The organism is Providencia sp. PROV116, from assembly GCF_028482485.1.
Lineage (GTDB): Bacteria > Pseudomonadota > Gammaproteobacteria > Enterobacterales > Enterobacteriaceae > Providencia > Providencia rettgeri.
In genome coordinates this window covers 1-24787 of record NZ_JAMPQO010000037.1, presented here as the reverse complement: position 1 = coordinate 24787, position 24787 = coordinate 1, and the positions used below count along the sequence as shown (strand labels likewise).

43 protein-coding genes are annotated in these 24787 nt (G+C 42.6%); 37 read left to right on the top strand and 6 right to left on the bottom strand.

Going from position 1 to position 24787, the window contains the following annotated elements:
• Positions 1-223 precede the first annotated feature (223 nt).
• From bfd to PSE72_RS19495, 32 genes are all read left to right on the top strand, one after another.
• Positions 224-424 (top strand): bacterioferritin-associated ferredoxin, encoded by a 201-nt coding sequence (bfd, locus tag PSE72_RS19650; protein ID WP_115168140.1) that lies wholly within the window; start codon positions 224-226, stop codon positions 422-424.
• Positions 425-550: 126 nt separating this feature from the next.
• Complete coding sequence (bfr, locus tag PSE72_RS19645) at positions 551-1024, top strand: bacterioferritin (RefSeq protein ID WP_210838205.1); 474 nt, start codon at positions 551-553, stop codon at positions 1022-1024.
• Between the two features lie 348 nt (positions 1025-1372).
• A complete protein-coding gene (gene rpsJ, locus PSE72_RS19640) occupies positions 1373-1684 on the top strand; it encodes a 30S ribosomal protein S10 (RefSeq protein ID WP_001181005.1) in 312 nt (103 codons plus the stop codon).
• Between the two features lie 32 nt (positions 1685-1716).
• Entirely contained in the window at positions 1717-2346 is a 630-nt protein-coding gene (gene rplC / locus PSE72_RS19635; RefSeq protein WP_004265414.1) for a 50S ribosomal protein L3, read from the top strand.
• A 16-nt stretch (positions 2347-2362) separates the two neighbouring features.
• Positions 2363-2968 carry a 50S ribosomal protein L4 gene (rplD, locus tag PSE72_RS19630; protein WP_004265418.1) on the top strand — a complete coding sequence of 202 codons (606 nt, stop codon included), beginning with the start codon at positions 2363-2365 and terminating at the stop codon, positions 2966-2968.
• Positions 2965-3267 carry a 50S ribosomal protein L23 gene (gene rplW, locus PSE72_RS19625; protein WP_004265420.1) on the top strand — a complete coding sequence of 101 codons (303 nt, stop codon included), beginning with the start codon at positions 2965-2967 and terminating at the stop codon, positions 3265-3267. Before rplD ends, rplW begins: the two co-directional genes overlap by 4 nt.
• Positions 3268-3286: 19 nt before the next feature.
• On the top strand, positions 3287-4111 hold the full coding sequence (gene rplB / locus PSE72_RS19620) for a 50S ribosomal protein L2 (RefSeq protein ID WP_004907128.1): 825 nt from the start codon (positions 3287-3289) through the stop codon (positions 4109-4111).
• Positions 4112-4125: 14 nt separating this feature from the next.
• Positions 4126-4404 (top strand): 30S ribosomal protein S19, encoded by a 279-nt coding sequence (gene rpsS, locus PSE72_RS19615; protein WP_004265426.1) that lies wholly within the window; start codon positions 4126-4128, stop codon positions 4402-4404.
• Positions 4405-4419: 15 nt separating this feature from the next.
• Complete coding sequence (gene rplV, locus PSE72_RS19610; RefSeq protein ID WP_004265430.1) at positions 4420-4752, top strand: 50S ribosomal protein L22; 333 nt, start codon at positions 4420-4422, stop codon at positions 4750-4752.
• A 17-nt stretch (positions 4753-4769) separates the two neighbouring features.
• Positions 4770-5471, top strand: coding sequence for a 30S ribosomal protein S3 (rpsC, locus tag PSE72_RS19605; RefSeq protein ID WP_004907131.1), 702 nt, complete (start codon positions 4770-4772; stop codon positions 5469-5471).
• Between the two features lie 12 nt (positions 5472-5483).
• Positions 5484-5894 (top strand): 50S ribosomal protein L16, encoded by a 411-nt coding sequence (rplP, locus tag PSE72_RS19600; RefSeq protein ID WP_004265436.1) that lies wholly within the window; start codon positions 5484-5486, stop codon positions 5892-5894.
• Positions 5894-6085 (top strand): 50S ribosomal protein L29, encoded by a 192-nt coding sequence (gene rpmC / locus PSE72_RS19595; protein WP_004265442.1) that lies wholly within the window; start codon positions 5894-5896, stop codon positions 6083-6085. Before rplP ends, rpmC begins: the two co-directional genes overlap by 1 nt.
• Complete coding sequence (gene rpsQ / locus PSE72_RS19590) at positions 6085-6339, top strand: 30S ribosomal protein S17 (RefSeq protein WP_004265446.1); 255 nt, start codon at positions 6085-6087, stop codon at positions 6337-6339. Before rpmC ends, rpsQ begins: the two co-directional genes overlap by 1 nt.
• Positions 6340-6514: 175 nt before the next feature.
• On the top strand, positions 6515-6886 hold the full coding sequence (gene rplN, locus PSE72_RS19585; RefSeq protein ID WP_004265449.1) for a 50S ribosomal protein L14: 372 nt from the start codon (positions 6515-6517) through the stop codon (positions 6884-6886).
• 11 nt (positions 6887-6897) lie between these two features.
• Positions 6898-7212 (top strand): 50S ribosomal protein L24, encoded by a 315-nt coding sequence (gene rplX / locus PSE72_RS19580; RefSeq protein ID WP_004265452.1) that lies wholly within the window; start codon positions 6898-6900, stop codon positions 7210-7212.
• Positions 7213-7227: 15 nt separating this feature from the next.
• Positions 7228-7767 (top strand): 50S ribosomal protein L5, encoded by a 540-nt coding sequence (rplE, locus tag PSE72_RS19575; protein ID WP_004265455.1) that lies wholly within the window; start codon positions 7228-7230, stop codon positions 7765-7767.
• Positions 7768-7779: 12 nt separating this feature from the next.
• Positions 7780-8085, top strand: coding sequence for a 30S ribosomal protein S14 (gene rpsN, locus PSE72_RS19570; RefSeq protein ID WP_004265458.1), 306 nt, complete (start codon positions 7780-7782; stop codon positions 8083-8085).
• A 29-nt stretch (positions 8086-8114) separates the two neighbouring features.
• On the top strand, positions 8115-8507 hold the full coding sequence (gene rpsH, locus PSE72_RS19565; RefSeq protein WP_004907134.1) for a 30S ribosomal protein S8: 393 nt from the start codon (positions 8115-8117) through the stop codon (positions 8505-8507).
• 14 nt (positions 8508-8521) lie between these two features.
• Positions 8522-9055 carry a 50S ribosomal protein L6 gene (rplF, locus tag PSE72_RS19560; RefSeq protein WP_004265464.1) on the top strand — a complete coding sequence of 178 codons (534 nt, stop codon included), beginning with the start codon at positions 8522-8524 and terminating at the stop codon, positions 9053-9055.
• A 9-nt stretch (positions 9056-9064) separates the two neighbouring features.
• Positions 9065-9418 (top strand): 50S ribosomal protein L18, encoded by a 354-nt coding sequence (rplR, locus tag PSE72_RS19555; RefSeq protein ID WP_004907138.1) that lies wholly within the window; start codon positions 9065-9067, stop codon positions 9416-9418.
• A gap of 14 nt (positions 9419-9432) precedes the next feature.
• Complete coding sequence (gene rpsE, locus PSE72_RS19550; protein WP_004265471.1) at positions 9433-9933, top strand: 30S ribosomal protein S5; 501 nt, start codon at positions 9433-9435, stop codon at positions 9931-9933.
• A 6-nt stretch (positions 9934-9939) separates the two neighbouring features.
• Entirely contained in the window at positions 9940-10119 is a 180-nt protein-coding gene (gene rpmD, locus PSE72_RS19545) for a 50S ribosomal protein L30 (protein ID WP_004265475.1), read from the top strand.
• A gap of 3 nt (positions 10120-10122) precedes the next feature.
• On the top strand, positions 10123-10557 hold the full coding sequence (gene rplO, locus PSE72_RS19540) for a 50S ribosomal protein L15 (RefSeq protein ID WP_004265478.1): 435 nt from the start codon (positions 10123-10125) through the stop codon (positions 10555-10557).
• Positions 10558-10564: 7 nt separating this feature from the next.
• Entirely contained in the window at positions 10565-11890 is a 1326-nt protein-coding gene (secY, locus tag PSE72_RS19535; RefSeq protein WP_004265481.1) for a preprotein translocase subunit SecY, read from the top strand.
• Positions 11891-11936: 46 nt separating this feature from the next.
• Positions 11937-12053: a 50S ribosomal protein L36 gene (rpmJ, locus tag PSE72_RS19530; protein WP_004265484.1), complete on the top strand. Its 117-nt coding sequence runs from the start codon at positions 11937-11939 to the stop codon at positions 12051-12053.
• A gap of 145 nt (positions 12054-12198) precedes the next feature.
• A complete protein-coding gene (gene rpsM / locus PSE72_RS19525) occupies positions 12199-12555 on the top strand; it encodes a 30S ribosomal protein S13 (protein WP_004907144.1) in 357 nt (118 codons plus the stop codon).
• A gap of 16 nt (positions 12556-12571) precedes the next feature.
• Positions 12572-12961: a 30S ribosomal protein S11 gene (gene rpsK, locus PSE72_RS19520; protein ID WP_002919257.1), complete on the top strand. Its 390-nt coding sequence runs from the start codon at positions 12572-12574 to the stop codon at positions 12959-12961.
• 37 nt (positions 12962-12998) lie between these two features.
• Positions 12999-13619: a 30S ribosomal protein S4 gene (gene rpsD / locus PSE72_RS19515; RefSeq protein WP_004907147.1), complete on the top strand. Its 621-nt coding sequence runs from the start codon at positions 12999-13001 to the stop codon at positions 13617-13619.
• Between the two features lie 25 nt (positions 13620-13644).
• On the top strand, positions 13645-14634 hold the full coding sequence (locus PSE72_RS19510) for a DNA-directed RNA polymerase subunit alpha (protein WP_004907150.1): 990 nt from the start codon (positions 13645-13647) through the stop codon (positions 14632-14634).
• A 37-nt stretch (positions 14635-14671) separates the two neighbouring features.
• Positions 14672-15058 (top strand): 50S ribosomal protein L17, encoded by a 387-nt coding sequence (gene rplQ / locus PSE72_RS19505; RefSeq protein ID WP_004907152.1) that lies wholly within the window; start codon positions 14672-14674, stop codon positions 15056-15058.
• A 132-nt stretch (positions 15059-15190) separates the two neighbouring features.
• On the top strand, positions 15191-15607 hold the full coding sequence (gene zntR, locus PSE72_RS19500; RefSeq protein ID WP_004907154.1) for a Zn(2+)-responsive transcriptional regulator: 417 nt from the start codon (positions 15191-15193) through the stop codon (positions 15605-15607).
• A gap of 33 nt (positions 15608-15640) precedes the next feature.
• A complete protein-coding gene (locus tag PSE72_RS19495; protein WP_164529260.1) occupies positions 15641-15841 on the top strand; it encodes an alternative ribosome-rescue factor A in 201 nt (66 codons plus the stop codon).
• Here PSE72_RS19495 and mscL read toward each other — a convergent pair whose 3' ends face one another.
• The 5 genes from mscL to def form a co-directional block, all read right to left on the bottom strand.
• A complete protein-coding gene (mscL, locus tag PSE72_RS19490) occupies positions 15842-16252 on the bottom strand; it encodes a large-conductance mechanosensitive channel protein MscL (protein WP_004907161.1) in 411 nt (136 codons plus the stop codon).
• Positions 16253-16357: 105 nt separating this feature from the next.
• A complete protein-coding gene (gene trkA / locus PSE72_RS19485; RefSeq protein ID WP_115168139.1) occupies positions 16358-17734 on the bottom strand; it encodes a Trk system potassium transporter TrkA in 1377 nt (458 codons plus the stop codon).
• A gap of 36 nt (positions 17735-17770) precedes the next feature.
• Positions 17771-19054 (bottom strand): 16S rRNA (cytosine(967)-C(5))-methyltransferase RsmB, encoded by a 1284-nt coding sequence (rsmB, locus tag PSE72_RS19480; protein WP_198642168.1) that lies wholly within the window; start codon positions 19052-19054, stop codon positions 17771-17773.
• A 69-nt stretch (positions 19055-19123) separates the two neighbouring features.
• Positions 19124-20071 (bottom strand): methionyl-tRNA formyltransferase, encoded by a 948-nt coding sequence (fmt, locus tag PSE72_RS19475; RefSeq protein WP_004907167.1) that lies wholly within the window; start codon positions 20069-20071, stop codon positions 19124-19126.
• A 28-nt stretch (positions 20072-20099) separates the two neighbouring features.
• Complete coding sequence (gene def / locus PSE72_RS19470; protein WP_004907170.1) at positions 20100-20621, bottom strand: peptide deformylase; 522 nt, start codon at positions 20619-20621, stop codon at positions 20100-20102.
• Positions 20622-20754: 133 nt separating this feature from the next.
• Here def and dprA point away from each other — a divergent pair, with 133 nt between their 5' ends.
• The 5 genes from dprA to PSE72_RS19445 are packed head-to-tail and all read left to right on the top strand — an operon-like array spanning position 20755 to position 24058.
• On the top strand, positions 20755-21831 hold the full coding sequence (dprA, locus tag PSE72_RS19465; protein ID WP_115168137.1) for a DNA-processing protein DprA: 1077 nt from the start codon (positions 20755-20757) through the stop codon (positions 21829-21831).
• 24 nt (positions 21832-21855) lie between these two features.
• Entirely contained in the window at positions 21856-22395 is a 540-nt protein-coding gene (locus PSE72_RS19460) for a DNA topoisomerase family protein (RefSeq protein ID WP_115168136.1), read from the top strand.
• A 12-nt stretch (positions 22396-22407) separates the two neighbouring features.
• Positions 22408-22977 (top strand): L-threonylcarbamoyladenylate synthase type 1 TsaC, encoded by a 570-nt coding sequence (gene tsaC / locus PSE72_RS19455; RefSeq protein ID WP_115168135.1) that lies wholly within the window; start codon positions 22408-22410, stop codon positions 22975-22977.
• A gap of 5 nt (positions 22978-22982) precedes the next feature.
• A complete protein-coding gene (gene aroE / locus PSE72_RS19450) occupies positions 22983-23801 on the top strand; it encodes a shikimate dehydrogenase (protein ID WP_115168134.1) in 819 nt (272 codons plus the stop codon).
• On the top strand, positions 23798-24058 hold the full coding sequence (locus PSE72_RS19445; protein ID WP_115168133.1) for a DUF1488 domain-containing protein: 261 nt from the start codon (positions 23798-23800) through the stop codon (positions 24056-24058). The genes aroE and PSE72_RS19445 overlap by 4 nt, the downstream gene beginning before the upstream one ends.
• Here PSE72_RS19445 and PSE72_RS19440 read toward each other — a convergent pair.
• On the bottom strand, positions 24034-24579 hold the full coding sequence (locus PSE72_RS19440; protein WP_115168132.1) for a gamma carbonic anhydrase family protein: 546 nt from the start codon (positions 24577-24579) through the stop codon (positions 24034-24036). The genes PSE72_RS19445 and PSE72_RS19440 overlap by 25 nt on opposite strands.
• Between the last annotated feature and the right edge of the window lie 208 nt (positions 24580-24787).

The following is a 24787-nucleotide window of genomic DNA, read 5'->3' as shown; positions in this document are numbered from 1 at the left end:
ATAGCTTTATTTAGTTTTAAAGAGGGGCACCTTATTAGGTGCCCTTTTTTGTTGTCATAAACAAAATTACTTATCTTGTCCGTAATCTATTCTTTTGATTTAAATTGTTCGTGTAACAAACTTATTTGTAATAAATGATCTTTGTAAATCATTTTGAATGATAATTGAAATGCAAATCATTTTTATTTAAAATATCTGTATGTGATTTATACAGGTAAGCACCATGTACATTTGTCTTTGTGAAGCGATTACTGATAAACAGATCAGAAATGCTGCAAGAAAGTATCAAGTAACCTCACTGAAAGGGCTACGACAGATTTTGCCTGTAGGCTTAGAATGCGGGAAATGCATTAGGCAGACAAAGGCGATTTTATATGAAGAGCAAATGATTTTTGAGGATGAGTGTGCCGCTGAGGTTGCATAGTATCTTATACCATTCAAATTATTCCCACCAAATTTATCACTTTTGGTTTAAATACATTGCGTAAAAATTACACTAACATCAATTTCAGTACTACACTTAAAAGACTGGAAGCGATGGAGGGTAGCAATGAAAGGTGATAAAAAAATGATAGCCCACCTAAATAAACTACTGGGCAATGAGTTAGTTGCAATCAACCAATATTTTTTGCATGCTCGTATGTTTAAAAATTGGGGACTTACACGCCTCAATGAGATGGAATATCACGAATCAATTGATGAAATGAAGCACGCGGACAAATATATAGAGCGAATTCTTTTTCTCGAAGGTATTCCTAACCTACAAGATCTTGGTAAGTTAAATATTGGCGAAGATGTTGAAGAAATGCTGAAGTCAGATTTGCAGCTTGAAATCGATGGGGCGAAAAACCTAAAAGAAGCTATTAAATACGCAGATTCGGTTCATGACTACGTTAGTCGAGACCTGATGATTGAAATCTTAGCAGATGAAGAAAACCATATTGATTGGATAGAAACGCAATTAGAACTAATTACTCGATTAGGAATTCAAAACTATCTTCAAGCGCAAGTTAAAGAAGAGTAATTTAGTATTTACATAGCTATTTGCTAAGTAAACTTGTATTAAAAGCCTCTCAGTCACTTCACTTCCTAAGGCTGAGAGGCTTTTTGATGAGTCTCTTCAAAAAAAATGCACATATTTTCCTCGATTACTTGTGTTTCCCTATAATTTACGTATAATGCGCGGGCTTACTGATGAGTAAGCCCTATATTTTAGGACTGAAATCTCAGTATTGAGTCAACGATTTGTTGCTCATTTAGACAATACTTCCGATTTGGAAGTTACATCAAGAACGATTACACTCTCCCATCAATCGAAATGGGTACGAGGAGTAATCATTTACGTTTATAAAATAGTTGGAGCTCTGGTCTCATGCAGAACCAAAGAATCCGTATCCGCCTGAAAGCTTTTGATCATCGTTTAATCGATCAATCAACTGCGGAAATCGTAGAGACTGCTAAGCGCACTGGTGCGCAAGTTCGTGGTCCTATCCCGCTGCCGACACGTAAAGAGCGTTTTACCGTTCTGATTTCTCCGCACGTTAACAAAGATGCGCGTGATCAGTACGAAATTCGCACTCACAAGCGTCTGGTTGACATCGTTGAGCCAACCGAAAAGACCGTTGATGCTCTGATGCGTCTGGACCTGGCTGCCGGCGTTGACGTGCAGATCAGCCTGGGTTAATCAGGTCGTCGAACGATTGAGAGGTTGAAACAATGAAAGGTTTAGTCGGTAAGAAAGTCGGTATGACTCGTATCTTCACTGAAGATGGCGTTTCTATACCTGTAACTGTTATCGAAATTGAAAATAACCGTGTTACTCAGGTTAAAACTGCAGAAACTGACGGTTATAATGCAATTCAGGTTACTACCGGGAGCAAAAAAGCTAACCGTGTAACTAAGCCTGAAGCAGGTCATTTCGCTAAAGCTGGCGTCGAAGCTGGCCGTATCCTACGTGAATTCCGCATTGAAGACAGTGCAGAATACACAGTAGGTCAAAGCATTAGCGTTGAAATTTTCGCTGACGTTAAAAAAGTCGACGTTACTGGTACATCTAAAGGTAAAGGTTTTGCCGGCACAGTTAAGCGCTGGAATTTCCGTACTCAAGATGCTACTCACGGTAACTCCTTGTCTCACCGTGTTCCGGGTTCTATCGGTCAAAACCAGACTCCGGGCAAAGTGTTTAAAGGCAAGAAAATGGCAGGCCAACTGGGTAATGAACGTGTAACTGTTCAAAGCTTAGATGTAGTACGTGTTGACGCTGAGCGCAACCTGCTGCTGGTCAAAGGTGCTGTTCCAGGAGCAACTGGTAGCAACCTGATCGTAAAACCGGCTGTCAAGGCTTAACGTCGAGGAGATAGGAATGGAATTGGTAATGAAAGACGCGCAAAGCGCGCTGACTGTTTCCGAAACTACCTTCGGGCGTGATTTCAATGAAGCGCTTGTTCACCAAGTAGTTGTTGCGTATGCAGCTGGTGCTCGTCAAGGTACTCGTGCTCAGAAAACTCGTGCTGAAGTTTCTGGTTCAGGTAAAAAACCATGGCGTCAAAAAGGTACTGGCCGTGCACGTTCTGGTTCAGTAAAGAGCCCAATTTGGCGCTCTGGTGGTGTTAGCTTCGCAGCTAAACCACAGGACCACAGTCAAAAAGTTAATAAGAAGATGTACCGTGGTGCTTTAAAAAGCATCCTCTCTGAGTTGGTACGTCAAGATCGTCTGATCGTTGTCGAGAAGTTCTCTGTTGAAGCACCTAAAACTAAGTTGCTGGCACAGAAACTGAAAGATATGGCTCTGGAAGATGTTCTGATCATCACTGCTGAATTAGATGAAAATCTGTTTTTAGCAGCACGTAACCTGTATAAGGTTGACGTTCGTGATGCAGCAGGTATTGACCCAGTTAGCCTGATCGCCTTCGACAAAGTGGTTATGACTGCTGATGCTGTGAAGCAAGTTGAGGAGATGCTGGCATGATCCGTGAAGAACGTCTGCTGAAAGTACTGCGCGCGCCGCATGTATCTGAAAAAGCTTCTACAGCGATGGAAAAAAGCAATACCATCGTTCTCAAAGTTGCGAAAGACGCGACTAAAGCAGAAATCAAAGCTGCTGTACAGAAACTGTTTGAAGTCGAAGTTGAAGGTGTTAACACTTTGCTGGTTAAAGGCAAAACTAAACGCCACGGTCAGCGTTTCGGTCGTCGTAGCGACTGGAAAAAAGCTTACGTCACGCTGAAAGAAGGCCAAAATTTGGACTTCATTAGCGGTGCTGAGTAAGTCGGAGGAGTAAAGAACAATGGCAGTTGTTAAATGTAAACCTACGTCTCCGGGCCGTCGCCACGTAGTTAAAGTGGTTAACCCTGAGCTGCATAAGGGTAAGCCTTATGCTCCGCTGTTAGAAAAAAACAGCAAATCCGGTGGTCGTAACAACAATGGCCGTATCACTACCCGTCACATCGGTGGTGGCCATAAGCAGCATTATCGTTTAGTTGACTTTAAACGCAACAAAGATGGTATTCCTGCAGTTGTTGAGCGTTTGGAATATGATCCAAATCGTTCTGCGAACATTGCACTGGTTCTATATAAAGACGGTGAACGTCGTTATATTCTTGCACCAAAAGGCTTGAAAGCTGGTGACCAGATTCAATCTGGTGTTGATTCAGCAATCAAAGCTGGTAATGCACTGCCGATGCGCAATATCCCTGTTGGTTCTACAGTTCATAATATCGAACTGAAACCAGGTAAAGGTGGACAGTTAGCGCGTTCAGCAGGTACTTACGCTCAAATCGTTGCTCGTGATGGCGCTTATGTCTCATTACGTTTACGTTCTGGTGAAATGCGTAAAGTTTTAGCTGATTGCCGTGCAACTCTTGGTGAAGTTGGTAACGCTGAACATATGTTACGTGTTCTCGGTAAAGCTGGTGCTAGCCGCTGGCGTGGTATTCGTCCTACCGTTCGCGGTACTGCGATGAACCCAGTTGACCATCCACATGGTGGTGGTGAAGGCCGTAACTTTGGTAAACACCCAGTAACACCATGGGGCGTTCAAACCAAAGGTAAGAAAACTCGTAGCAACAAGCGTACTGATCAATTCATCGTACGTCATCGTTCTAAAAAATAATTAGAGGATAAACCATGCCACGTTCTCTCAAGAAAGGTCCTTTTATTGACCTGCACTTGCTGAAGAAGGTAGAGAAAGCGGTGGAAAGCGGAGACAAGAAGCCTCTTAAGACTTGGTCCCGTCGTTCAACGATCTTTCCTAATATGATCGGATTGACCATCGCTGTCCATAATGGTCGTCAGCATGTTCCAGTTTTCGTAACCGACGAAATGGTTGGTCACAAACTGGGTGAATTCGCACCGACTCGCACTTATCGCGGCCACGCGGCAGATAAGAAAGCTAAGAAACGTTAAGGATAGGAGGAAGAGATGGAAACTTTAGCTATGCATCGCCACGCTCGTTCTTCTGCCCAGAAGGTTCGCTTAGTTGCCGACCTGATTCGCGGTAAGAAAGTGTCGCAAGCTCTGGAAATTCTGACCTACACCAACAAGAAAGCTGCTGGTTTAGTGAAGAAAGTACTTGAATCTGCAATTGCTAACGCAGAGCAAAACGATGGCGCTGACATTGATGACCTGAAAGTTGCGAAAATTTTCGTAGACGAAGGTCCAACCATGAAACGCATCATGCCGCGTGCGAAAGGCCGTGCAGATCGTATTCTTAAGCGCACCAGCCACATTACTGTGGTTGTGTCCGATCGCTGAGACTCTGGAGACTAGCAATGGGTCAGAAAGTACATCCTAATGGTATTCGCCTGGGTATTGTCAAACCTTGGAACTCTACTTGGTATGCGAACACCAATGAATTCGCTGACAACCTAGACAGCGATTTTAAAGTACGCCAGTACTTGAATAAAGAATTGGCAAAAGCGTCAATCTCTCGCATCGTTATCGAACGTCCTGCGAAAAGCATCCGTGTGACTATTCACACTGCTCGCCCAGGTATCGTTATCGGTAAGAAAGGTGAAGACGTTGAAAAACTGCGTAAAACAGTAGCGGATATCGCTGGTGTTCCTGCGCAAATCAATATCGCCGAAGTTCGTAAACCAGAACTAGACGCTAAATTAGTTGCTGACAGCATTTCTTCACAGCTGGAACGTCGTGTTATGTTCCGTCGTGCTATGAAGCGTGCAGTACAGAACGCAATGCGTCTGGGCGCTAAAGGTATTAAAGTTGAAGTCAGTGGCCGCTTAGGTGGTGCTGAAATCGCTCGTACCGAGTGGTATCGTGAAGGCCGTGTGCCACTGCACACATTACGTGCTGATATCGATTACAACACTTCAGAAGCGCACACCACTTACGGTGTTCTCGGCGTTAAGGTATGGATCTTCAAAGGTGAGATTCTGGGTGGTATGGCTGCTGTTGAACAAGCTGAGAAACCAGCTGCTCAACCTAAAAAGCAGCAGCGTAAAGGCCGCAAGTAAGGAGAGTCGCTGATGTTACAACCAAAGCGTACAAAATTCCGTAAGGTGCACAAAGGCCGCAACCGTGGTCTAGCGCAAGGTACGGATGTTAGCTTCGGCACTTTCGGTCTTAAAGCTGTTGGCCGTGGTCGTCTGACTGCACGTCAGATCGAAGCGGCACGTCGTGCTATGACCCGTGCTATTAAGCGTCAAGGTAAAATCTGGATCCGTGTGTTCCCAGACAAACCAATCACTGAGAAACCACTCGAAGTTCGTATGGGTAAAGGTAAAGGTAACGTAGAATATTGGGTTGCCTTAATCCAGCCTGGTAAAGTACTGTACGAAATGGACGGTGTGCCTGAAGAGCTGGCTCGTGAGGCATTCTCTCTGGCAGCAGCGAAACTGCCTATCAAAACCACCTTTGTAACTAAGACGGTGATGTAATGAAAGCACAAGAGCTGCGCGAAAAAAGCGTTGAAGAGCTGAATGCTGAACTTTTGAACCTGCTACGTGAACAATTTAATTTACGTATGCAGGCTGCAAGTGGTCAGCTGCAACAGTCTCATCTGTTGAAACAAGTGCGTCGCGATATCGCACGTGTGAAGACTTTACTGACTGAGAAGGCAGGTGCGTAATGAGCGATAAAATCCGTACTCTGCAAGGTCGTGTAGTTAGCGATAAAATGGAGAAATCTATTGTTGTTGCTATCGAGCGTATGGTGAAACACCCTCTGTATGGTAAATTCATCCGTCGTACGACTAAATTGCACGTACATGACGAGAACAATGAATGTGGAATCGGTGACGTGGTAGAAATCCGCCAAACTCGTCCACTGTCTAAGACTAAGTCTTGGGCCTTAGTTCGCGTTGTAGAAAAAGCTGTTCTGTAATAGAATAACTTTTCCTGATGAATAAACGGCTCTTTTTGATTGAGCCGTTTATTTTTTTCTGTCCAACACGATGATGTGGTGTTATAATGCCGCGCCCTCGTAGTATGGGTATATTTGAACGGCCTCTTCATAATGAGGTGGCTCAGTAGTAGTTGACATTTAGCGGAGCACTAAAATGATCCAAGAACAGACTATGCTGAACGTGGCCGACAACTCCGGTGCACGTCGCGTAATGTGTATCAAGGTTCTAGGTGGCTCGCACCGTCGCTATGCACATGTAGGCGACATCATTAAAATTACTGTTAAAGAAGCAATTCCACGCGGTAAAGTTAAAAAGGGTGATGTCCTGAAAGCGGTAGTGGTGCGCACCAAGAAGGGTGTACGTCGCCCTGACGGTTCTGTCATTCGCTTCGATGGTAATGCTTGTGTGTTATTAAATAATAACAGCGAGCAAGTAATCGGTACGCGTATTTTTGGGCCGGTAACTCGTGAACTTCGTAACGAGAAGTTTATGAAAATTATCTCTCTGGCACCTGAAGTACTCTAAGGAGCGAAACTATGGCAGCGAAAATCCGTCGTGATGACGAAGTTATCGTGCTAACTGGGAAAGACAAAGGTAAGCGCGGTAAAGTAAAGCAGGTTATTTCTTCTAGTAAAGTTATCGTTGAAGGTATCAATCTGGTTAAAAAACATCAGAAGCCTGTACCGGCTCTGAACCAACCAGGTGGCATCGTTGAAAAAGAAGCGGCTATTCAAGTTTCTAACGTTGCAATCTTTAACGCGGCAACTGGTAAGGCTGACCGTGTAGGCTTTAGATTCGAAGACGGCAAAAAAGTCCGTTTCTTCAAATCTAACAGTGAAACTATCAAGTAATTTTTGGAGTATACGATGGCGAAACTGCATGATTACTATAAAGACGAAGTAGTTAATAAGCTCATGACTGAGTTTAGCTACACTTCTGTCATGCAAGTCCCTCGGGTCGAGAAGATCACCCTGAATATGGGTGTTGGTGAAGCGATTGCTGATAAAAAACTGCTGGATAACGCAGCAGCTGATTTAACAGCGATCTCAGGTCAAAAACCTTTGATCACCAAAGCACGCAAATCTGTTGCAGGCTTCAAAATCCGTCAGGGCTATCCAATCGGCTGTAAAGTAACCCTGCGTGGCGAACGCATGTGGGAGTTCCTTGAGCGTCTGATTTCTATTGCTGTACCACGTATTCGTGACTTCCGTGGCTTGTCCGCTAAGTCTTTCGATGGTCGCGGTAACTACAGCATGGGTGTTCGTGAACAAATCATCTTCCCTGAAATCGATTACGATAAAGTGGATCGCGTACGTGGTTTAGATATTACTATCACCACTACTGCGAAATCAGATGACGAAGGTCGCGCACTGTTAGCAGCGTTCAACTTCCCGTTCCGCAAGTAAGGCAGGGTACTCATGGCTAAGAAATCTATGAAAGCGCGTGATGTTAAACGTGCTAAATTAGCTGAGAAATTCTTCGCAAAACGCGTAGAACTGAAAGCTATCATCTCTGATGTTAAAGCATCTGATGAAGATCGCTGGGACGCTGTTCTCAAGCTGCAAACACTGCCACGTGATTCAAGTCCTTCTCGTCAGCGTAACCGCTGCCGTCAAACAGGGCGTCCGCACGGTTTCCTGCGGAAGTTTGGTCTGAGCCGTATTAAAGTCCGTGAAGCCGCTATGCGCGGTGAAATCCCGGGCCTTAAAAAGGCAAGTTGGTAATTCCATTTGAATCACGGGAGTAAAGACAGATGAGCATGCAAGATCCCATCGCGGATATGCTGACCCGTATCCGTAACGGTCAGGCCGCGAACAAAGTTGCGGTCACCATGCCTTCCTCCAAGCTGAAAGTGGCAATTGCCAAAGTGCTGAAGGAAGAAGGTTATATTGAAGATTTTAAAATTGAAGGCGACATCAAGCCAGAACTGGAACTGACTTTACGTTATTTCCAAGGTAAGGCTGTTGTAGAAAGCATTCAGCGTGTAAGCCGCCCAAGTCTGCGCATCTATAAGAAAAAAGATGAGCTGCCACAAGTTATGGCTGGTTTAGGTATCGCTGTTGTTTCTACCTCTAAAGGTGTCATGACTGATCGTGCAGCTCGCCAAGCTGGTCTTGGTGGCGAGATTCTCTGCTACGTAGCTTAATTCGGGAGGAAAGAATGTCTCGTGTGGCAAAAGCACCCGTCGTCATTCCTGCCGGCGTAGAGGTAAAACTCAACGGTCAGGTTATTTCGATTAAGGGTAAAAACGGCGAGCTTACTCGTACTATCCATAATGCAGTTGAAGTTAAAAGCGAAGACAATCAACTGACTTTCGCACCACGCGAAGGTTTTGATGATGCATGGGCACAAGCGGGTACTACTCGTTCACTGTGTAATGCAATGGTTGTTGGTGTTACCGAAGGCTTCACTAAAAAGCTTCAACTGGTCGGTGTTGGTTACCGTGCAGCAATCAAAGGCAATGCTGTAAGCTTGTCTTTAGGTTTCTCGCATCCGGTTGAACACGCACTGCCAGCAGGCATTACTGCTGAATGCCCAACACAAACTGAAATCGTACTGAAAGGTGCGGATAAGCAAGTGATTGGTCAAGTTGCAGCAGAACTGCGTGCTTACCGTCGTCCTGAACCTTACAAAGGTAAAGGTGTTCGTTACGCCGATGAAATCGTGCGTACCAAAGAGGCTAAGAAGAAGTAAGGTAACACTATGGATAAGAAAGCAGCTCGTATCCGTCGTGCGACCCGCGCACGCCGTAAGATCCAAGAATTGGGTGCGACTCGCCTGGTGGTACATCGTACTCCACGCCATATTTATGCGCAGGTTATCGCACCAAACGGTTCTGAAACATTGGTTGCAGCTTCTACTACAGAAAAAGCTATCAATGAACAAGTTAAGTTTACTGGAAACAAAGACGCAGCAGCAATTGTTGGTAAATTAGTTGCTGAACGCGCACTGGAAAAAGGCATCACTGTTGTTGCTTTTGACCGTTCTGGTTTCCAATATCATGGTAGAGTCCAGGCACTGGCAGATGCTGCCCGTGAAGCTGGCCTTCAGTTCTAAGGTAGAGGTGTAAGATGGCTCACATCGAGAAACAAGCTGGCGAACTGCAGGAAAAGCTGATCGCGGTAAACCGCGTAGCAAAAACCGTTAAAGGTGGCCGTATTTTCAGCTTTACCGCACTGACTGTAGTTGGTGATGGTAACGGTCGCGTTGGTTTTGGCTACGGCAAAGCGCGCGAAGTTCCGGCAGCAATCCAGAAAGCGATGGAAAAAGCCCGTCGCAGTATGAAAACCGTTGCTCTAAACAACGGCACATTGTTCCACCCTGTGAAAGGTACACACACTGGTTCTCGTGTGTTTATGCAACCTGCTCACGAAGGTACCGGTATCATTGCCGGCGGTGCAATGCGTGCTGTTTTAGAAGTAGCTGGAGTTCGCAACGTACTGGCTAAAACCTATGGTTCCACAAACCCAATCAACGTGGTTCGTGCAACACTGGATGCTTTAGACAGCATGAAGTCTCCAGAAATGGTCGCAGCTAAGCGTGGAAAATCCGTCGAAGAAATTCTGGGGTAATCGGCTATGGCTAAGACTATTAAAATTACACAAGTTCGCAGTTCAATCGGTCGTCTGCCTAAGCATAAGGCAACACTGGTCGGTTTAGGTCTGCGTCGCATTGGTCATACAGTAGAGCGCGAGGATACTCCTGCTGTACGTGGTATGGTCAACTTGGTTTCCTACATGGTTAAAGTTGAGGAGTAAGAGATGCGTTTAAATACTCTGTCTCCGGCTGAAGGTGCCAAGCACGCGCCTAAACGCGTAGGTCGTGGTATCGGTTCTGGTCTGGGTAAAACCGGCGGCCGTGGTCACAAAGGTCAGAAATCTCGTTCTGGCGGTGGCGTACGTCGTGGTTTCGAAGGTGGCCAGATGCCTTTATACCGTCGTTTGCCGAAATTCGGCTTTACTTCACGTAAAGCAATGATCACTGCAGAGATTCGTCTGTCTGATTTTGCTGCTGTTGAAGGCGATGTTATTGATCTGAACGCACTGAAAGCCGCGAACGTTGTTGGCATCCAGATTGAATATGCTAAAGTTATTCTGTCTGGCGAAGTGAACCGTGCAGTTACTGTACGTGGCCTTCGTGTTACTAAAGGTGCTCGCGCTGCAATCGAAGCTGCCGGCGGTAAAATTGAGGAATAAGTGACAGATGGCTAAACAACCAGGATTAGATTTTCAAAGTGCCAAGGGTGGAGCTGGCGAACTTAAACGCAGACTTTTGTTTGTAATTGGTGCGCTAATTGTTTTCCGAATTGGTTCTTTTATTCCAATCCCTGGTATTGATGCCACTGTGCTTGCCAAATTGCTCGAACAGCAACAAGGCACCATCATTGAAATGTTTAACATGTTCTCTGGTGGTGCTCTTAGCCGTGCTTCTATCTTTGCTTTGGGTATCATGCCGTATATTTCGGCATCGATCATTATCCAATTATTATCAGTGGTTAATCCACGATTAGCAGAGATCAAGAAGGAAGGAGAAGCAGGTCGTCGGAAGATAAGCCAATATACTCGCTGGGGTACTCTGGTATTAGCAATATTCCAATCTATTGGTATTGCAATGGGTCTACCGAATATGCCAGGGATGCAAGGGTTAGTCATTGATCCAGGCCTCCCGTTCTACTTTACGGCAGTTGTTAGCTTAGTCACAGGGACTATGTTCCTAATGTGGTTAGGTGAGCAGATAACTGAAAGAGGTATCGGTAACGGTATTTCTATCATTATCTTCGCTGGTATTGTTGCGGGGTTACCGCCGGCTATTGGCCATACCATCGAGCAAGCTCGGCAAGGCGATCTGCACTTCCTCCTGTTGCTGTTGGTTGCGGTGTTAGTATTCGCGGTTACTTTCTTTGTTGTGTTTATGGAACGTGGTCAACGTCGTATTGTCGTTAATTACGCTAAACGCCAGCAAGGGCGCCGTGTTTATGCAGCACAAAGTACGCATTTACCGTTAAAAGTGAATATGGCGGGTGTAATTCCTGCAATTTTTGCTTCCAGTATCATACTATTCCCGGGTACAATAGCTTCTTGGTTTGGTGATGGAACTGGCTGGGACTGGCTGACTACAATTTCTATGTATTTGCAGCCTGGTCAACCGTTATATGTGTTACTTTATGCATCTGCGATCATCTTCTTCTGTTTCTTCTATACGGCGTTGGTTTTCAACCCAAGAGAAACAGCAGATAACCTGAAGAAGTCCGGTGCATTTGTACCAGGAATTCGTCCGGGAGAGCAAACGGCCAAGTACATTGATAAGGTAATGACCCGCTTAACATTAGTTGGTGCATTATATATTACCTTCATCTGCCTAATCCCGGAGTTCATGCGTGACGCAATGAAAGTACCTTTTTACTTTGGTGGTACTTCCCTCTTAATCGTGGTTGTCGTTATCATGGACTTTATGGCTCAAGTGCAAACTCTGATGATGTCAAGTCAGTATGAGTCTGCATTGAAGAAAGCAAATCTGAAAGGTAAGTAATCACTCAGTGTGATTATGGTTTGCTTAGAAGTTACGGAGAGTAAAAATGAAAGTTCGTGCTTCCGTCAAGAAATTATGCCGTAACTGCAAAATTATTCGTCGCAATGGTAGCGTTCGCGTAATTTGCAGTGTTGAACCAAGACATAAACAACGTCAAGGTTAAGAAAAAGCATTTTTTTCTTGCAAAGTTGGGTTGAGCTGGCTAAATTAGCCAGCCAATCTTTTTTATCTAAGATACATTATTGTTTGAGTATCCTGAAAACGGGCTTTTCAGCACAGTAATGTATATTTTAACTTAGGAGTGCATAGTGGCCCGTATAGCAGGCATTAACATTCCTGATCATAAACATACTGTAATCGCTTTAACATCGATTTTCGGTATCGGTAAGACCCGCTCACAGGCTATCTGTGAAGCAACAGGTATTGCTGAAAATGTTAAGATCAGTGAGCTGTCTGAAGAACAAATCGACAAGCTGCGTGACGAAGTTGCTAAATACGTTGTAGAAGGTGACTTACGTCGTGAAATTACCCTGAGCATCAAGCGTCTGATGGACCTTGGATGTTACCGTGGTTTACGTCATCGTCGTGGTCTTCCTGTGCGCGGACAGCGTACTAAGACTAACGCTCGTACCCGTAAGGGTCCGCGTAAGCCGATCAAGAAATAAGTCGGGGTATTGAATAATGGCAAAAGCACCAATTCGTGCACGTAAGCGTGTAAGAAAACAAGTCTCAGACGGTGTGGCTCATATCCATGCTTCTTTCAACAACACAATCGTTACTATTACTGACCGTCAAGGTAACGCATTAGGTTGGGCAACTGCCGGTGGTTCCGGTTTCCGTGGTTCTCGCAAATCTACTCCGTTCGCAGCTCAGGTTGCAGCAGAGCGTTGCGCAGAAGCTGTGAAAGAATACGGAATCAAAAACCTGGAAGTTATGGTTAAGGGACCGGGTCCGGGTCGCGAATCAACAATTCGTGCTCTGAACGCCGCTGGTTTCCGCATCACTAATATTACTGATGTGACTCCTATCCCTCATAACGGTTGTCGCCCACCGAAAAAACGTCGCGTTTAATACGTTTCGTTTTTTTTAGGACTGTTGGAGAAAGAAAATGGCTAGATATTTGGGTCCTAAGCTCAAGCTGAGCCGTCGCGAAGGAACAGACCTCTTTCTGAAGTCTGGTGTTCGCGCGATTGACACCAAGTGTAAATTAGAACAGGCTCCAGGCCAGCACGGTGCGCGTAAACCGCGTCTGTCTGACTATGGTGTCCAGTTACGTGAAAAACAAAAAGTTCGTCGTATGTTCGGTGTTCTGGAACGTCAATTCCGTAACTATTACAAAGAAGCAACACGTCTGAAAGGCAACACAGGTGAAAACCTGCTGACTTTGCTTGAAGGTCGTCTTGATAACGTCGTTTACCGTATGGGCTTTGGCGCAACTCGCGCAGAAGCACGTCAAATGGTTAGCCACAAAGCTATCATGGTAAATGGTCGCGTAGTTAATATCGCTTCTTATCAGGTTTCCCCGAATGACGTTATCAGCGTTCGTGAGAAAGCTAAAAAACAGTCTCGTATTAAGGCTGCTTTAGAGCTGGCTGAACAGCGTGAGAAGCCAACTTGGCTGGAAGTTGATGCTGCTAAAATGGAAGGTGTGTTCAAACGTATTCCTGAACGTACTGACTTGTCTGCGGACATTAACGAACACCTGATCGTCGAGCTTTACTCCAAGTAAAGCTTAGCACCAAAGAGAGGACACAATGCAGGGTTCTGTGACAGAGTTTCTAAAACCGCGCCTGGTAGATATCGAGCAAGTGAGTTCGACGCACGCTAAGGTGACCCTTGAGCCTTTAGAGCGTGGCTTTGGCCATACTCTTGGTAACGCACTGCGCCGTATTCTGCTTTCGTCTATGCCGGGTTGTGCGGTGACAGAGGTTGAAATTGATGGTGTACTGCATGAGTACAGCACCAAAGAAGGTGTACAGGAAGATATCCTGGAGATTCTCCTCAACCTGAAAGGGCTGGCGGTAAAAGTTCAGGGGAAAGATGAAGTTATTTTAACCTTGAATAAATCTGGCATTGGCCCTGTGACTGCAGCCGACATCATCCATGATGGTGATGTCGAAATCGTCAAGCCACAGCACGTTATCTGCCACCTGACTGACGAAAGCGCATCTATTAATATGCGAATTAAAGTACAGCGTGGTCGTGGTTATGTGCCGGCTTCTGCCCGAGTTCATTCGGAAGAAGATGAGCGCCCAATCGGTCGTTTGTTAGTCGATGCTTGCTACAGCCCAGTAGAGCGTATAGCCTATAATGTTGAAGCAGCTCGTGTTGAGCAACGTACAGACTTGGATAAGTTAGTTATTGAAATGGAAACTAACGGTACAATCGATCCTGAAGAGGCGATTCGCCGTGCGGCAACCATTCTGGCTGAACAACTTGAAGCTTTTGTTGACTTACGTGATGTACGTCAGCCTGAAGTTAAAGAAGAAAAACCAGAATTCGATCCTATCTTATTGCGCCCAGTTGACGATCTGGAATTGACTGTCCGCTCTGCTAACTGCCTCAAAGCAGAAGCTATCCACTACATCGGTGATCTGGTACAGCGTACAGAAGTTGAGTTGCTTAAAACTCCGAATCTTGGTAAGAAATCTCTTACTGAAATTAAGGACGTCTTGGCATCTCGTGGTCTTTCTCTGGGCATGCGCTTAGAAAATTGGCCACCAGCAAGTATTGCTGATGATTAAGATCACAGGTTAAGGTTTTACTGAGAAGGATAAGGTCATGCGCCATCGTAAGAGTGGTCGTCAATTGAACCGCAACAGCAGCCACCGCCAAGCTATGTTCCGTAACATGGCAGGTTCTTTAGTTCGTCATGAAATCATCAAGACGACTCTGCCTAAAGCGAAAGAACTGCGTCGCGTCGTTGAGCCGCTGATTACTCTTGCCAAGACCGACAGCGTAGCTAATCGTCGTCTGGCATTCGCACGTACTCGTGATAACGAGATCGTTGCAAAATTATTTAATGAACTGGGACCTCGTTTCGCAGCTCGTGCAGGTGGTTACACTCGTATTCTTAAGTGTGGCTACCGTACAGGTGACAACGCTCCGATGGCTTACATCGAGCTTGTTGACCGTGCTGTTGAGTCTCAAGAAGCAGCTGCAGAGTAATCTGTCGTCGCTTTCAAGAAAACCGGGTATATTTGCCCGGTTTTTTTGTACCTGCTATTCTTGTCTTCCTAATAGGTTTGTTCCCTTGAATTTTTTGTGATTAACCCATATTTACAGGTAAGTGTTATGAGCATGTATAAGATAGGTGAAATTGCTAGGCTTGCAGATGTGACGCCTGATACAATTCGTTTTTATGAAAAACAAGGTTTGATGGAACACAAAGAAAGAACTGAAGGTGGGTATAGGTTATTTACTGAGCATGACTTGCAGCGTTTGCGTTTTATTCGTTATGCAAAACAGTTAGGCTTTACTTTAGAAGCTATTACTGAGTTACTTTCAATACGGGTTGATCCTGAACATCATACTTGTCAGGAATCTAAACAGATTGTAGATCTTAGATTACTTGAAGTTGAAAAAAAGATACAAGAGCTTATTATTATGCGCGATTCGTTGAAGATGTTAAGTTCAGCATGTTGTGGTGAAGAACATGCGACAACTTATTGCTCTATTATGGAAATATTAGAAAAAGGCGCATCTAAAGTTTATTAATTATATAATCAGCTAACTATATGAAGGTATATCATGAGTAAATATCAACATAAACGTGGTGAGATTAAAGATAATGCGATTGAAGCATTACTCCATGATCCACTATTTCGTCAAAGAGTTGAAAAAAATAAAAAAGGGAAAGGTAGTTACACAAGAAAAGGAAAAAATAAGAATTCAGTTAACTGGGAGGCCAGTGGTAATAGGTTTATTGACGTATTACCACTGGCCTTTTAGTTATTTTTTATTTTGTTCTTTCAAAAGATCACGAATTTCTGATAATAGAACTTCTTCTTTAGAAGGTGGTGCAGGCTCTGCTGGTGCTGCTTCTTTTTCGCGGCGAACTTTATTCATAACTTTAATTGCCATAAAGATAGCAAAGGCAACAATAACAAAGTCAAAAACAGTTTGTATAAACATTCCATAATTTAGTACAACTGCGGGTAAATCACCCTGTGCTTCTTTCAGTACGATGCTGAATGATTTGAAATCAACACCACCGATTAGTAACCCTAGCGGAGGCATGATGACATCAGCAACTAATGAAGATACAATTTTACCAAATGCGGCACCAATAATAATACCGACTGCCATATCCACTACATTACCTTTCATGGCAAATTCGCGGAAATCTTTTAAAAAGCTCATTAGACGACCCCTTAATAAATAACTCAATTGAAACAAAACATGCATTAGGTTAACAAATTATAGTCGCTAGAATTATTAAGCTGCAAATATTTACTATTTTTATTTTTATAAGAAGAATGGACTTGGTTGAAATAATTTTTCAACTTCGGGTACATACTTTTTATCGGTAATAAACATAATGACATGGTCACCTTGTTCAATAATATGGTAATCGCTAGCTATAATGACTTCTTCTTCTCGAACAATTGCACCAATAATAGTTCCTGGAGGAAGTTTAATTTCAGATATTTTTTTACCAACAACTTTTGACGTATTTTCATCACCGTGTGCAATTGCCTCAATCGCTTCTGCAACACCTCTTCTTAAAGATGAGACATTGACTATATCTGCTTTTCTTACATGGCTTAGTAAAGCGGAAATAGTTGCTTGTTGAGGTGAAATTGCAATGTCAATGACCCCACCTTGAACAAGTTCAACGTATGCAGAGCGTTGTATAAGCACCATTGCTTTTTTAGCCCCCATTTTTTTAGCTAACATAGCAGACATAATATTAGCTTCATCATCATTTGTTAGGGCAATAAAAACATCCATTTGCTCAATGTGCTCTTCAGTGAGTAACTCTTGGTCAGATGCATCTCCATAAAACACAATTGTATCATGCAGTAGCTCAGCAAGTTCTGTTGCACGCTTCTGGTTGCGTTCAATAAGTTTCACGCTGTAATCTTTTTCTAGTCGTCTTGCTAGACCAGCTCCAACGTTGCCACCACCAACTATCATCAAACGTTTGTATGGCTTTTCTAACCTTTGCAATTCACTCATTACGGCTCGGATATGTTGTGTAGAAGCAACAAAAAAAACTTCGTCTCCCGCTTCAATGATTGTTGAGCCTTGAGGCCGGATAGGCCTATCTTGGCGGAAAATAGCGACAACGCGAGTATCAATATGTGGCATATGTTCGCGTAAACTCGATAAAGCATTACCTACAAGTGAACCGCCGTAATAAGCTTTTACAGCAACAATACTGACTTTACCTTCTGCAAAGTTTACAACTTGAAGAGCGCCAGGGTATTGAATTAATTTATAGATATAATCGATAACTAATTGTTCAGGCGATATTAAGTAGTCAATCGGGATTTGTTCAGGCAGGAACAATTTGTCGGATTCACGGATATATTCAGTTGCCCTGATGCGCGCTATTTTATTTGGGGTATTAAATAGGCTATAGGCAATCTGGCAAGCAATCATGTTAGTTTCATCGGAATTGGTCACTGCTACTAACATATCTGCATCTTCTGCACCTGCATCTCGAAGCACTCTAGGGTGAGAACCATGGCCATTTACCACTCGTAGATCGAATTGATCCTGTAATTGACGTAAGCGATCAGCATCGGTATCGACGACGGTAATATCATTGTTCTCATCAACTAAATTTTCAGCAAGCGTGCCGCCAACTTGCCCAGCACCTAGAATAATGATCTTCATTACATATTCCTATATCAGAGAGCTGGCTACCATTTCCTACACCTTTTTTACTAAGCGTGCATAAAAGAAACCATCACCACCATTAGTACTGGGTAATATTTGTAATCCAGCATCAGTTCCGTCATTTAGACAGGCGTCATTATGTTTAGATAGGAAACTTTGTATTTGTTTTCCATTTTCTTCGGGCATAATTGAGCAAGTCGCGTAGACTAGTGTGCCGCCCGGTTTTAAATAAGGCCAGATAGCTTCGAGAATTTGAGATTGTAGTTGCGCTAATTCATTTATGTCTGAATCACGACGTAGCCATTTGATGTCAGGATGACGTCGAATAACGCCTGTTGCGGAACAAGGAGCATCAAGCAAAATACGATCAAATTGCTGACCTTGAGCCCATGTTTCTGGCTGTGTTCCGTCTCCTTGTATAACAACAGCATGTTGCTTTAGGCGAATTAAATTTTCTTTCACTCTTTTAAGGCGCAATTCATCAATGTCTACGGCAATAACATTTGCTTTAGGTGCTAGTTCTAAAATATGGGTTGTTTTTCCACCAGGTGCCGCACATAAATCTAAAATATTTTCCCCATTTTGAGGTTCTAGTAATTCAGCACAGCCTTGAGCTGAAACATCTTGTACTGTTGACCAACCATCTTCAAAGCCCGGAAGACGAGAAACAGCTGTAGGTTCATCTAAGCGGATAGCATTTGGATGTGAAGAGTGCAAATGTGCGGTTATCTCCGATTGCTCTAATAAATTAAGATATTGTGTAGCTGTGTGATGCTGAGAATTTACTCTTAACCACATAGGTGGGCGTTGGTTATTTGCTTCAATAATAGATTGCCAATCATCTGGATAGGCTGTTTGTAGGCGTTTTAATAACCAGCTTGGATGTAAATATTGGCTAGTGTTGTTAGTAATTCTTTCTTCTAATTGTACTTGTTGGCGTTGAAATGAACGCAACACGCCATTAATAAGCCCTTTTAATTGGGGTTTTTTCAGTGCTACTGCTCCATTTACTGTTTCTGCTAATGCAGCATGAGGCGGAATGCGAGTATAAAGTAGCTGATAGATACCTACCATAATTAAGTAATGCAGGGTTCTTTGTTTACCAGTTAATGGTTTTTCCATTAGCTGACTAATAAACCATTCAAGCTTAGGTAAATAACGTAAAACGCCAAAGCAAATTTCTTGTAATAAAGCTTTATCTTTATCATTGATATTGCGTTGTAAGTCAGGCAATACAGTGCTTAGTGATTGTCCGTTATCAAGGACTTGATTAATTGCTGTTGCCGCGATACTACGCAAATTATATGTGTTTTTCATATGGTGAAGATGAATATATTAGTGACTGAAATAAAACTGCCTGAAGGTATCAGACAGTTTACAAGTTCGTTATGCTAGAATTTGCTCTGGAGTAAACCATTCGCGACGAGAGTTTAGGATATCTTGTGCACTCATTGCTTTTTTGCCAGGCGGTTGTAGCTGAGTAATATTTAGTATGCCATTTCCTGTGGCGATACATATACCTTTTTTATCAGCGCTAATAATTGTTCCTGGTTGCTTGTCATGTTCGTCGGTGAATACTTCAGCTTGCCAAACTTTAATGAGTTGCTCTTCAACCATGAAATAACTCATTGGCCAAGGATTGAAAGCACGAATACAACGCTCAATATGTACAGCATCATCTTGCCAATTAATGCGAGCTTCCTCTTTCGATAATTTTTCAGCATAATTTGCTAATGAATCGTCTTGTTTCTCACCAACGCATTGACCTGCGGATAACATCTCAACAGTATGAATTAATGCTTCAGGGCCTGTTATTGCTAATTTATCATATAACGAGGCGCTCGTATCACTAGCGCTAATTGGACAAATTGCTTTGTAAAGCATGTCTCCAGTATCTAAACCTGCGTCCATTTGCATAATAGTCACACCCGTTTCAGTATCACCAGCCCAAATAGAACGTTGAATTGGTGCTGCTCCTCTCCAGCGAGGTAACAAAGAGCCGTGAACATTCAAGCAACCTAAGCGAGGAATATCAAGAACGGCTTGCGGTAAAATCAATCCATAAGCAACAACTATCATTAAGTCCGCATTTTGGTCTTTTATCCACTGCTGGTTTTCGCTATCTCTAAGAGATATTGGTTGAAAAACAGGGAGTTGGTTTTCTTCAGCGAGAACCTTGACAGGGCTTGGTGTTAACTTTTTACCTCTCCCCGCAGGTTTATCATGGCGAGTGAGAACGCCTACGATTTGGTGCCTGGTACCTAAGAGAGCAGCTAAGTGTTTGGCCGCAAAATCTGGTGTACCTGCAAAAATAATTTTCAATGGCTCTGACACGTTAATTTCCCTATTTATATTTAGCGAACTAGCTATTCTTGGCTTCTTTTGCTCTTAGTCTGTCTAGTTTTTCAACTTTCTGGCGGATGCGCTGACGTTTTAAAGGCGATAAATAGTCAACAAATAGCTTACCAACAAGGTGGTCCATTTCATGTTGGATACAGATAGCTAATAAACCATCAGCCTCTAGTTCAAAAGACTCGCCGTTATAATTTAGTGCACGAACTTTTACCTGCTCAGCACGAGGGACGAAGCCATGTTGTTCCGGAATAGACAAGCAACCTTCTTCGATACCTGTTTCCCCAGATTTATCTAACAATTCAGGGTTAATAAGAACTAAGCGCTCATCACGAGTTTCGGACACATCAATGACGATGATTCGCTGGTGGATATCGACTTGAGTTGCTGCAAGGCCAATACCTTCTTCTTCATACATGGTATCGAACATATCATCAACGATACGCTGTATAGAAGCATCAACTTTGTCTACTGGCTTAGCAATTGTGCGTAAGCGTTCGTCTGGATAATGTAATACGTTTAAGACTGACATAAATTTTTCGAGCGGTTTCCAAAATGTGAATGGGAATTAATGACTATTCTAGACATTTCTCTTTCATATTGACAGTATTGGTTATGATTTGTTCACTAAAGAACCTATTTGTTAATGAGTCAGGATGACAATAATGGATACCCAAGAAATTTGGTTAAGGATGTCTCAAGTTAAAAGGCTATTGCCCCTGAATGCAGTAAGAATAATTAATGAGCTAAAACAACTAAATAAAATTAGCTATCAGGCTTTACACCATCATGGTTTGAATGAAATACAGCAATTACAATTTATGAATGTCTCTATGCACCGGCTAGAAAAAGTACAAGCATGGCTTTCAGATAAACATCATCAAATGATTACTTACTGTGATTCCCATTACCCTTTTTTATTAAAGCAAATCTACAGTCCTCCTCTTTTATTATTTGTTGTGGGAAAAAGTGAATTATTGGTAGCGCCTCAAATTGCTATAGTTGGCAGTCGTAGAGCAAGTGAATATGGGAGAATATGGACTAACCTGTTTGTAAAGAGCTTTGTTCATCATGGTATAACCATCACTAGTGGGCTTGCATTAGGCATCGACGGTATAAGCCATAAAGCAGCTCTAGATAATAGAGGTGAAACAATCGCAGTTTTAGGTAGCGGATTAGCAAATATTTACCCGCGTCAACATGCTGAATTAGCTGAAAAGATTAAAAATTATGGTGCGTTGATTTCAGAATATTGGCCGGATGTACCACCATTACCTAAGCAATTTCCCAAGAGAAACCGTATTATTAGTGGGTTAAGTAAAGCAGTTGTTGTCATTGAAGCTGGAATGAAAAGTGGATCACTAATAACTGCTAGATATGCATTAGAGCAAAACCGTGACTTATTTACATTGCCTGCTCCATTGGGTAATTCTGCATTCCATGGTAACCATTGGCTATTGCAGCAAGGAGCTTATCTATTAGCTGAACCTGAAGATGTATTGCAACATATTGGTGATGGGTTAAATTGGATACAAACAGAATTGCCTATAGAGAAGGTATCACTTGAGTTTAGTGTGGTAGAAAATAAAATTTTAGGTATGGTGGGGTACCAAGCGACACCAGTAGATGTCATTGCAGAACAGACCCAAATTCCTGTTACTCAAATAATTACCATATTAACTGAGATGGAAATCAATGGAGTAGTTAGCTCGGGGGCTGGTGGGTATACCAGAGTCACTTAGTTAAAAGCAACAGTAGAGAAAAACATGTCTAAACAACTGCCCTTCGATACAGAGAAAAATGAACATTGTCCAGAATGCGATTCCTTGCTTGTTATCCGCAATAGTTCACATGGGCCTTTTTTAGGTTGTTCAAGTTATCCACAATGTCATTATATGAGGCCGCTAAGGCCTACAGTAGAAAGTCATATTATTAAAGTATTAAGTGGTCAACATTGTCCTAAATGTAGTCATGATTTAGTGCTGAAGCAAGGTCGATTTGGCATGTTTATTGGTTGTAGTAATTATCCTGAATGTGAACATATTGAGCTAATTGATAAGCCGGGTGAAACTAAAATTTTTTGCCCGCAATGCCAAACAGGGAATTTATTACAGAGAAAATCGCGTTTTGGTAAGACTTTTTATGCTTGTGATAATTACCCTAACTGTCAGTTTATATTAAATAATAAGCCTATTACTGGTAAATGTAAGTATTGTGAATATCCATTACTTATGGAAAAAAGGGGGGGACAGGGAGTAAGATTATTTTGTGCCAGCAAACGCTGCGGTAAGCAACAAGAAGAATAATGAGTTAAAACTATGTCAAATATATCTACACCTGCAATTGAAAGTATCATAAGTTCATTACAACACGAGGAGGTTATTGCCTACCCAACAGAAGCCGTATTTGGTTTAGGCTGTGACCCAGATAGTGAAAAGGCAGTACATAATTTATTAGAATTGAAGCAACGCCCTTGGGAAAAAGGATTAATCCTTATTGCTGACAGCTATGAACAATTAAAAGACTATATAGATGATGAGCAGTTAACGGAAGATCAGAAACAAGCGATGTTTGCAACATGGCCAGGGCCAGTAACATGGGTTATCCCCGCAAAAACAACGACGCCAAAATGGTTGACTGGCCGGTTTGATACGATTGCAGTGAGAGTCACAGACCATGAATTAGTAAAAAGCTTATGCCGTCATTATGGCAAACCTTTAGTGTCTACAAGTGCAAATTTAAGTGGTTTAGAGCCTTGTAGAACAACAGAAGAAGTAATTGCTCAATTTAAAGGAAGTGTTCCTGTCCTTGATGGAATAGTGGGTGGCCGCCAAAATCCTTCTGAAATAAGAGACGCAAAAACAGGGCAACTATATCGTAAAGGATAATATTGATGGAAATGTTTGCGGTTTTTGGCAATCCAATTCAACACAGTAAATCACCTGTTATACATAAAATGTTTGCAGAGCAAACAGGTATTTCACTGAAATATGAAAAAATCCTAGCACCAGTAGAGGTTTTCGAACAAAGCTTAATAGAGTTTTTTTCACAAGGTGGAAAGGGCGCAAACATTACATTGCCATTTAAGGAGCGCGCCTTTCAGGCCGTTTCTGAATTAACAGCCAGAGCTCAAACTTGTGGCGCAGTTAATACGATCATGAAGCTTGATGATAATCGACTACTGGGAGACAACACCGACGGAATGGGGCTTTTGTTAGATTTACAGCGTTTGAATTTTGTACATCCAAGTAGCCGAATATTAATAGTTGGTGCTGGTGGTGCAACACGTGGGGCATTATTGCCACTTTTAGAATATGGCTGTGATATCACTTTAACAAATAGAACCTTTTCTAAGGTTGAGTTATTAATTAACGAATTTTCTGCGCTAGGGAAAATATGTGGGAAGGAGATCTCGCAGATCGTATCTGCTGATTTTGATCTGATCATCAATGCGACTTCATCTGGTGTGAATGGAGAGGTTCCTGCAATTGATCCAAATGTATTTAGCCATCAAGTTGCATGTTATGACATGTTTTATCAATCGTCATTAACTCCTTTCCTTGAATTTGCGGCTCAACACCAAGTGACTAAGATAGCGGATGGCTTGGGTATGCTTGTAGGACAAGCTGCGTTTTCTTTTAAGCTATGGCATGGCGTTCTTCCTGAAATTACACCTGTTTTATCTGCTTTATATAAGGAGTTGAAAGGGTGAATCAGCAAATTCAATTTCCTGATAGAGAAGAGTGGGATGAGCTATCCAAGCAAGTACGTTTTCCTGTATTGATCAGTGGAATGCTTGCCGAATGTGCAATTCCTCAGTCATTGCTATTTCAACGCTATGGTAAAGAAGAAACACCTCTGAGGCTATTTCAGCAGTATCGATGGGATATAGAAGAAGAGTTTGAAGCCTTGATTGAACAAGGCTTCGATGGTGAAGACGGGCTTTACGTATTATCAGAAGCTAAATAGTTATTTTTCCATTCAACATAGTTATTCGCTGAATACCGTAAATGACCTAACTCAGCATCAGTCAATTTTCGGATGGCTTTTGCTGGGCTCCCTGTATATAAGTAACCGGACTCGAGCCTTTTTCCTTGAGTTACTAAACTGTTAGCTCCAATAATAACGTCATCTTCGACTATAGCCCCATCAATAACAATTGAGCCCATTCCAACCAGTACTCTATTCCCTATAGTGCAACCATGTAACATGACTTTATGACCAATGGTGACATTTTCTCCAATAATTAACGGGTTCCCCTCAGGGTTACTGGCAGATTTATGTGTGACATGTAGTACTGAGCCATCTTGGATATTGGTGCGTGCGCCAATAGAGATATAGTTAACATCACCACGCAAAACACTGAGAGGCCAAATACTGACATCATCAGCTATGCGAACATCTCCAATTACAACAGAAGATGGGTCAATGAAAACGCGTGCATTAATAGAAGGATAGATACCTAAATAAGGGCGTAAAAGTGTGTTCATAGTGATAACCATAAAAAGAAATAAAGGATGGCAGTTAAATAACTCGCTAATTCATTATGAATTTATGAGCCAAGTAGGCTGCTAAAGTTAGAATTATAGGCATGAAGTCGCTTCTTTTATAATCGTTATGCAGCGAAAAAGCACAAGATGGCTATTTTATCCGCAAACGGAGTTTTTTTTAAAAAAAAAGGTTGTGTAATTCTGAAGG

Coding starts and splice junctions, on each gene's coding strand:
- bfd (WP_115168140.1), top strand. CDS start 224: ATGTACATTTGTCTTTGTGAAGCGATTACTGATAAACAGATCAGAAAT.
- bfr (WP_210838205.1), top strand. CDS start 551: ATGAAAGGTGATAAAAAAATGATAGCCCACCTAAATAAACTACTGGGC.
- rpsJ (WP_001181005.1), top strand. CDS start 1,373: ATGCAGAACCAAAGAATCCGTATCCGCCTGAAAGCTTTTGATCATCGT.
- rplC (WP_004265414.1), top strand. CDS start 1,717: ATGAAAGGTTTAGTCGGTAAGAAAGTCGGTATGACTCGTATCTTCACT.
- rplD (WP_004265418.1), top strand. CDS start 2,363: ATGGAATTGGTAATGAAAGACGCGCAAAGCGCGCTGACTGTTTCCGAA.
- rplW (WP_004265420.1), top strand. CDS start 2,965: ATGATCCGTGAAGAACGTCTGCTGAAAGTACTGCGCGCGCCGCATGTA.
- rplB (WP_004907128.1), top strand. CDS start 3,287: ATGGCAGTTGTTAAATGTAAACCTACGTCTCCGGGCCGTCGCCACGTA.
- rpsS (WP_004265426.1), top strand. CDS start 4,126: ATGCCACGTTCTCTCAAGAAAGGTCCTTTTATTGACCTGCACTTGCTG.
- rplV (WP_004265430.1), top strand. CDS start 4,420: ATGGAAACTTTAGCTATGCATCGCCACGCTCGTTCTTCTGCCCAGAAG.
- rpsC (WP_004907131.1), top strand. CDS start 4,770: ATGGGTCAGAAAGTACATCCTAATGGTATTCGCCTGGGTATTGTCAAA.
- rplP (WP_004265436.1), top strand. CDS start 5,484: ATGTTACAACCAAAGCGTACAAAATTCCGTAAGGTGCACAAAGGCCGC.
- rpmC (WP_004265442.1), top strand. CDS start 5,894: ATGAAAGCACAAGAGCTGCGCGAAAAAAGCGTTGAAGAGCTGAATGCT.
- rpsQ (WP_004265446.1), top strand. CDS start 6,085: ATGAGCGATAAAATCCGTACTCTGCAAGGTCGTGTAGTTAGCGATAAA.
- rplN (WP_004265449.1), top strand. CDS start 6,515: ATGATCCAAGAACAGACTATGCTGAACGTGGCCGACAACTCCGGTGCA.
- rplX (WP_004265452.1), top strand. CDS start 6,898: ATGGCAGCGAAAATCCGTCGTGATGACGAAGTTATCGTGCTAACTGGG.
- rplE (WP_004265455.1), top strand. CDS start 7,228: ATGGCGAAACTGCATGATTACTATAAAGACGAAGTAGTTAATAAGCTC.
- rpsN (WP_004265458.1), top strand. CDS start 7,780: ATGGCTAAGAAATCTATGAAAGCGCGTGATGTTAAACGTGCTAAATTA.
- rpsH (WP_004907134.1), top strand. CDS start 8,115: ATGAGCATGCAAGATCCCATCGCGGATATGCTGACCCGTATCCGTAAC.
- rplF (WP_004265464.1), top strand. CDS start 8,522: ATGTCTCGTGTGGCAAAAGCACCCGTCGTCATTCCTGCCGGCGTAGAG.
- rplR (WP_004907138.1), top strand. CDS start 9,065: ATGGATAAGAAAGCAGCTCGTATCCGTCGTGCGACCCGCGCACGCCGT.
- rpsE (WP_004265471.1), top strand. CDS start 9,433: ATGGCTCACATCGAGAAACAAGCTGGCGAACTGCAGGAAAAGCTGATC.
- rpmD (WP_004265475.1), top strand. CDS start 9,940: ATGGCTAAGACTATTAAAATTACACAAGTTCGCAGTTCAATCGGTCGT.
- rplO (WP_004265478.1), top strand. CDS start 10,123: ATGCGTTTAAATACTCTGTCTCCGGCTGAAGGTGCCAAGCACGCGCCT.
- secY (WP_004265481.1), top strand. CDS start 10,565: ATGGCTAAACAACCAGGATTAGATTTTCAAAGTGCCAAGGGTGGAGCT.
- rpmJ (WP_004265484.1), top strand. CDS start 11,937: ATGAAAGTTCGTGCTTCCGTCAAGAAATTATGCCGTAACTGCAAAATT.
- rpsK (WP_002919257.1), top strand. CDS start 12,572: ATGGCAAAAGCACCAATTCGTGCACGTAAGCGTGTAAGAAAACAAGTC.
- rpsD (WP_004907147.1), top strand. CDS start 12,999: ATGGCTAGATATTTGGGTCCTAAGCTCAAGCTGAGCCGTCGCGAAGGA.
- PSE72_RS19510 (WP_004907150.1), top strand. CDS start 13,645: ATGCAGGGTTCTGTGACAGAGTTTCTAAAACCGCGCCTGGTAGATATC.
- rplQ (WP_004907152.1), top strand. CDS start 14,672: ATGCGCCATCGTAAGAGTGGTCGTCAATTGAACCGCAACAGCAGCCAC.
- zntR (WP_004907154.1), top strand. CDS start 15,191: ATGTATAAGATAGGTGAAATTGCTAGGCTTGCAGATGTGACGCCTGAT.
- PSE72_RS19495 (WP_164529260.1), top strand. CDS start 15,641: ATGAGTAAATATCAACATAAACGTGGTGAGATTAAAGATAATGCGATT.
- mscL (WP_004907161.1), bottom strand. CDS start 16,252: ATGAGCTTTTTAAAAGATTTCCGCGAATTTGCCATGAAAGGTAATGTA.
- trkA (WP_115168139.1), bottom strand. CDS start 17,734: ATGAAGATCATTATTCTAGGTGCTGGGCAAGTTGGCGGCACGCTTGCT.
- rsmB (WP_198642168.1), bottom strand. CDS start 19,054: ATGAAAAACACATATAATTTGCGTAGTATCGCGGCAACAGCAATTAAT.
- def (WP_004907170.1), bottom strand. CDS start 20,621: ATGTCAGTCTTAAACGTATTACATTATCCAGACGAACGCTTACGCACA.
- dprA (WP_115168137.1), top strand. CDS start 20,755: ATGGATACCCAAGAAATTTGGTTAAGGATGTCTCAAGTTAAAAGGCTA.
- PSE72_RS19460 (WP_115168136.1), top strand. CDS start 21,856: ATGTCTAAACAACTGCCCTTCGATACAGAGAAAAATGAACATTGTCCA.
- tsaC (WP_115168135.1), top strand. CDS start 22,408: ATGTCAAATATATCTACACCTGCAATTGAAAGTATCATAAGTTCATTA.
- aroE (WP_115168134.1), top strand. CDS start 22,983: ATGGAAATGTTTGCGGTTTTTGGCAATCCAATTCAACACAGTAAATCA.
- PSE72_RS19440 (WP_115168132.1), bottom strand. CDS start 24,579: ATGAACACACTTTTACGCCCTTATTTAGGTATCTATCCTTCTATTAAT.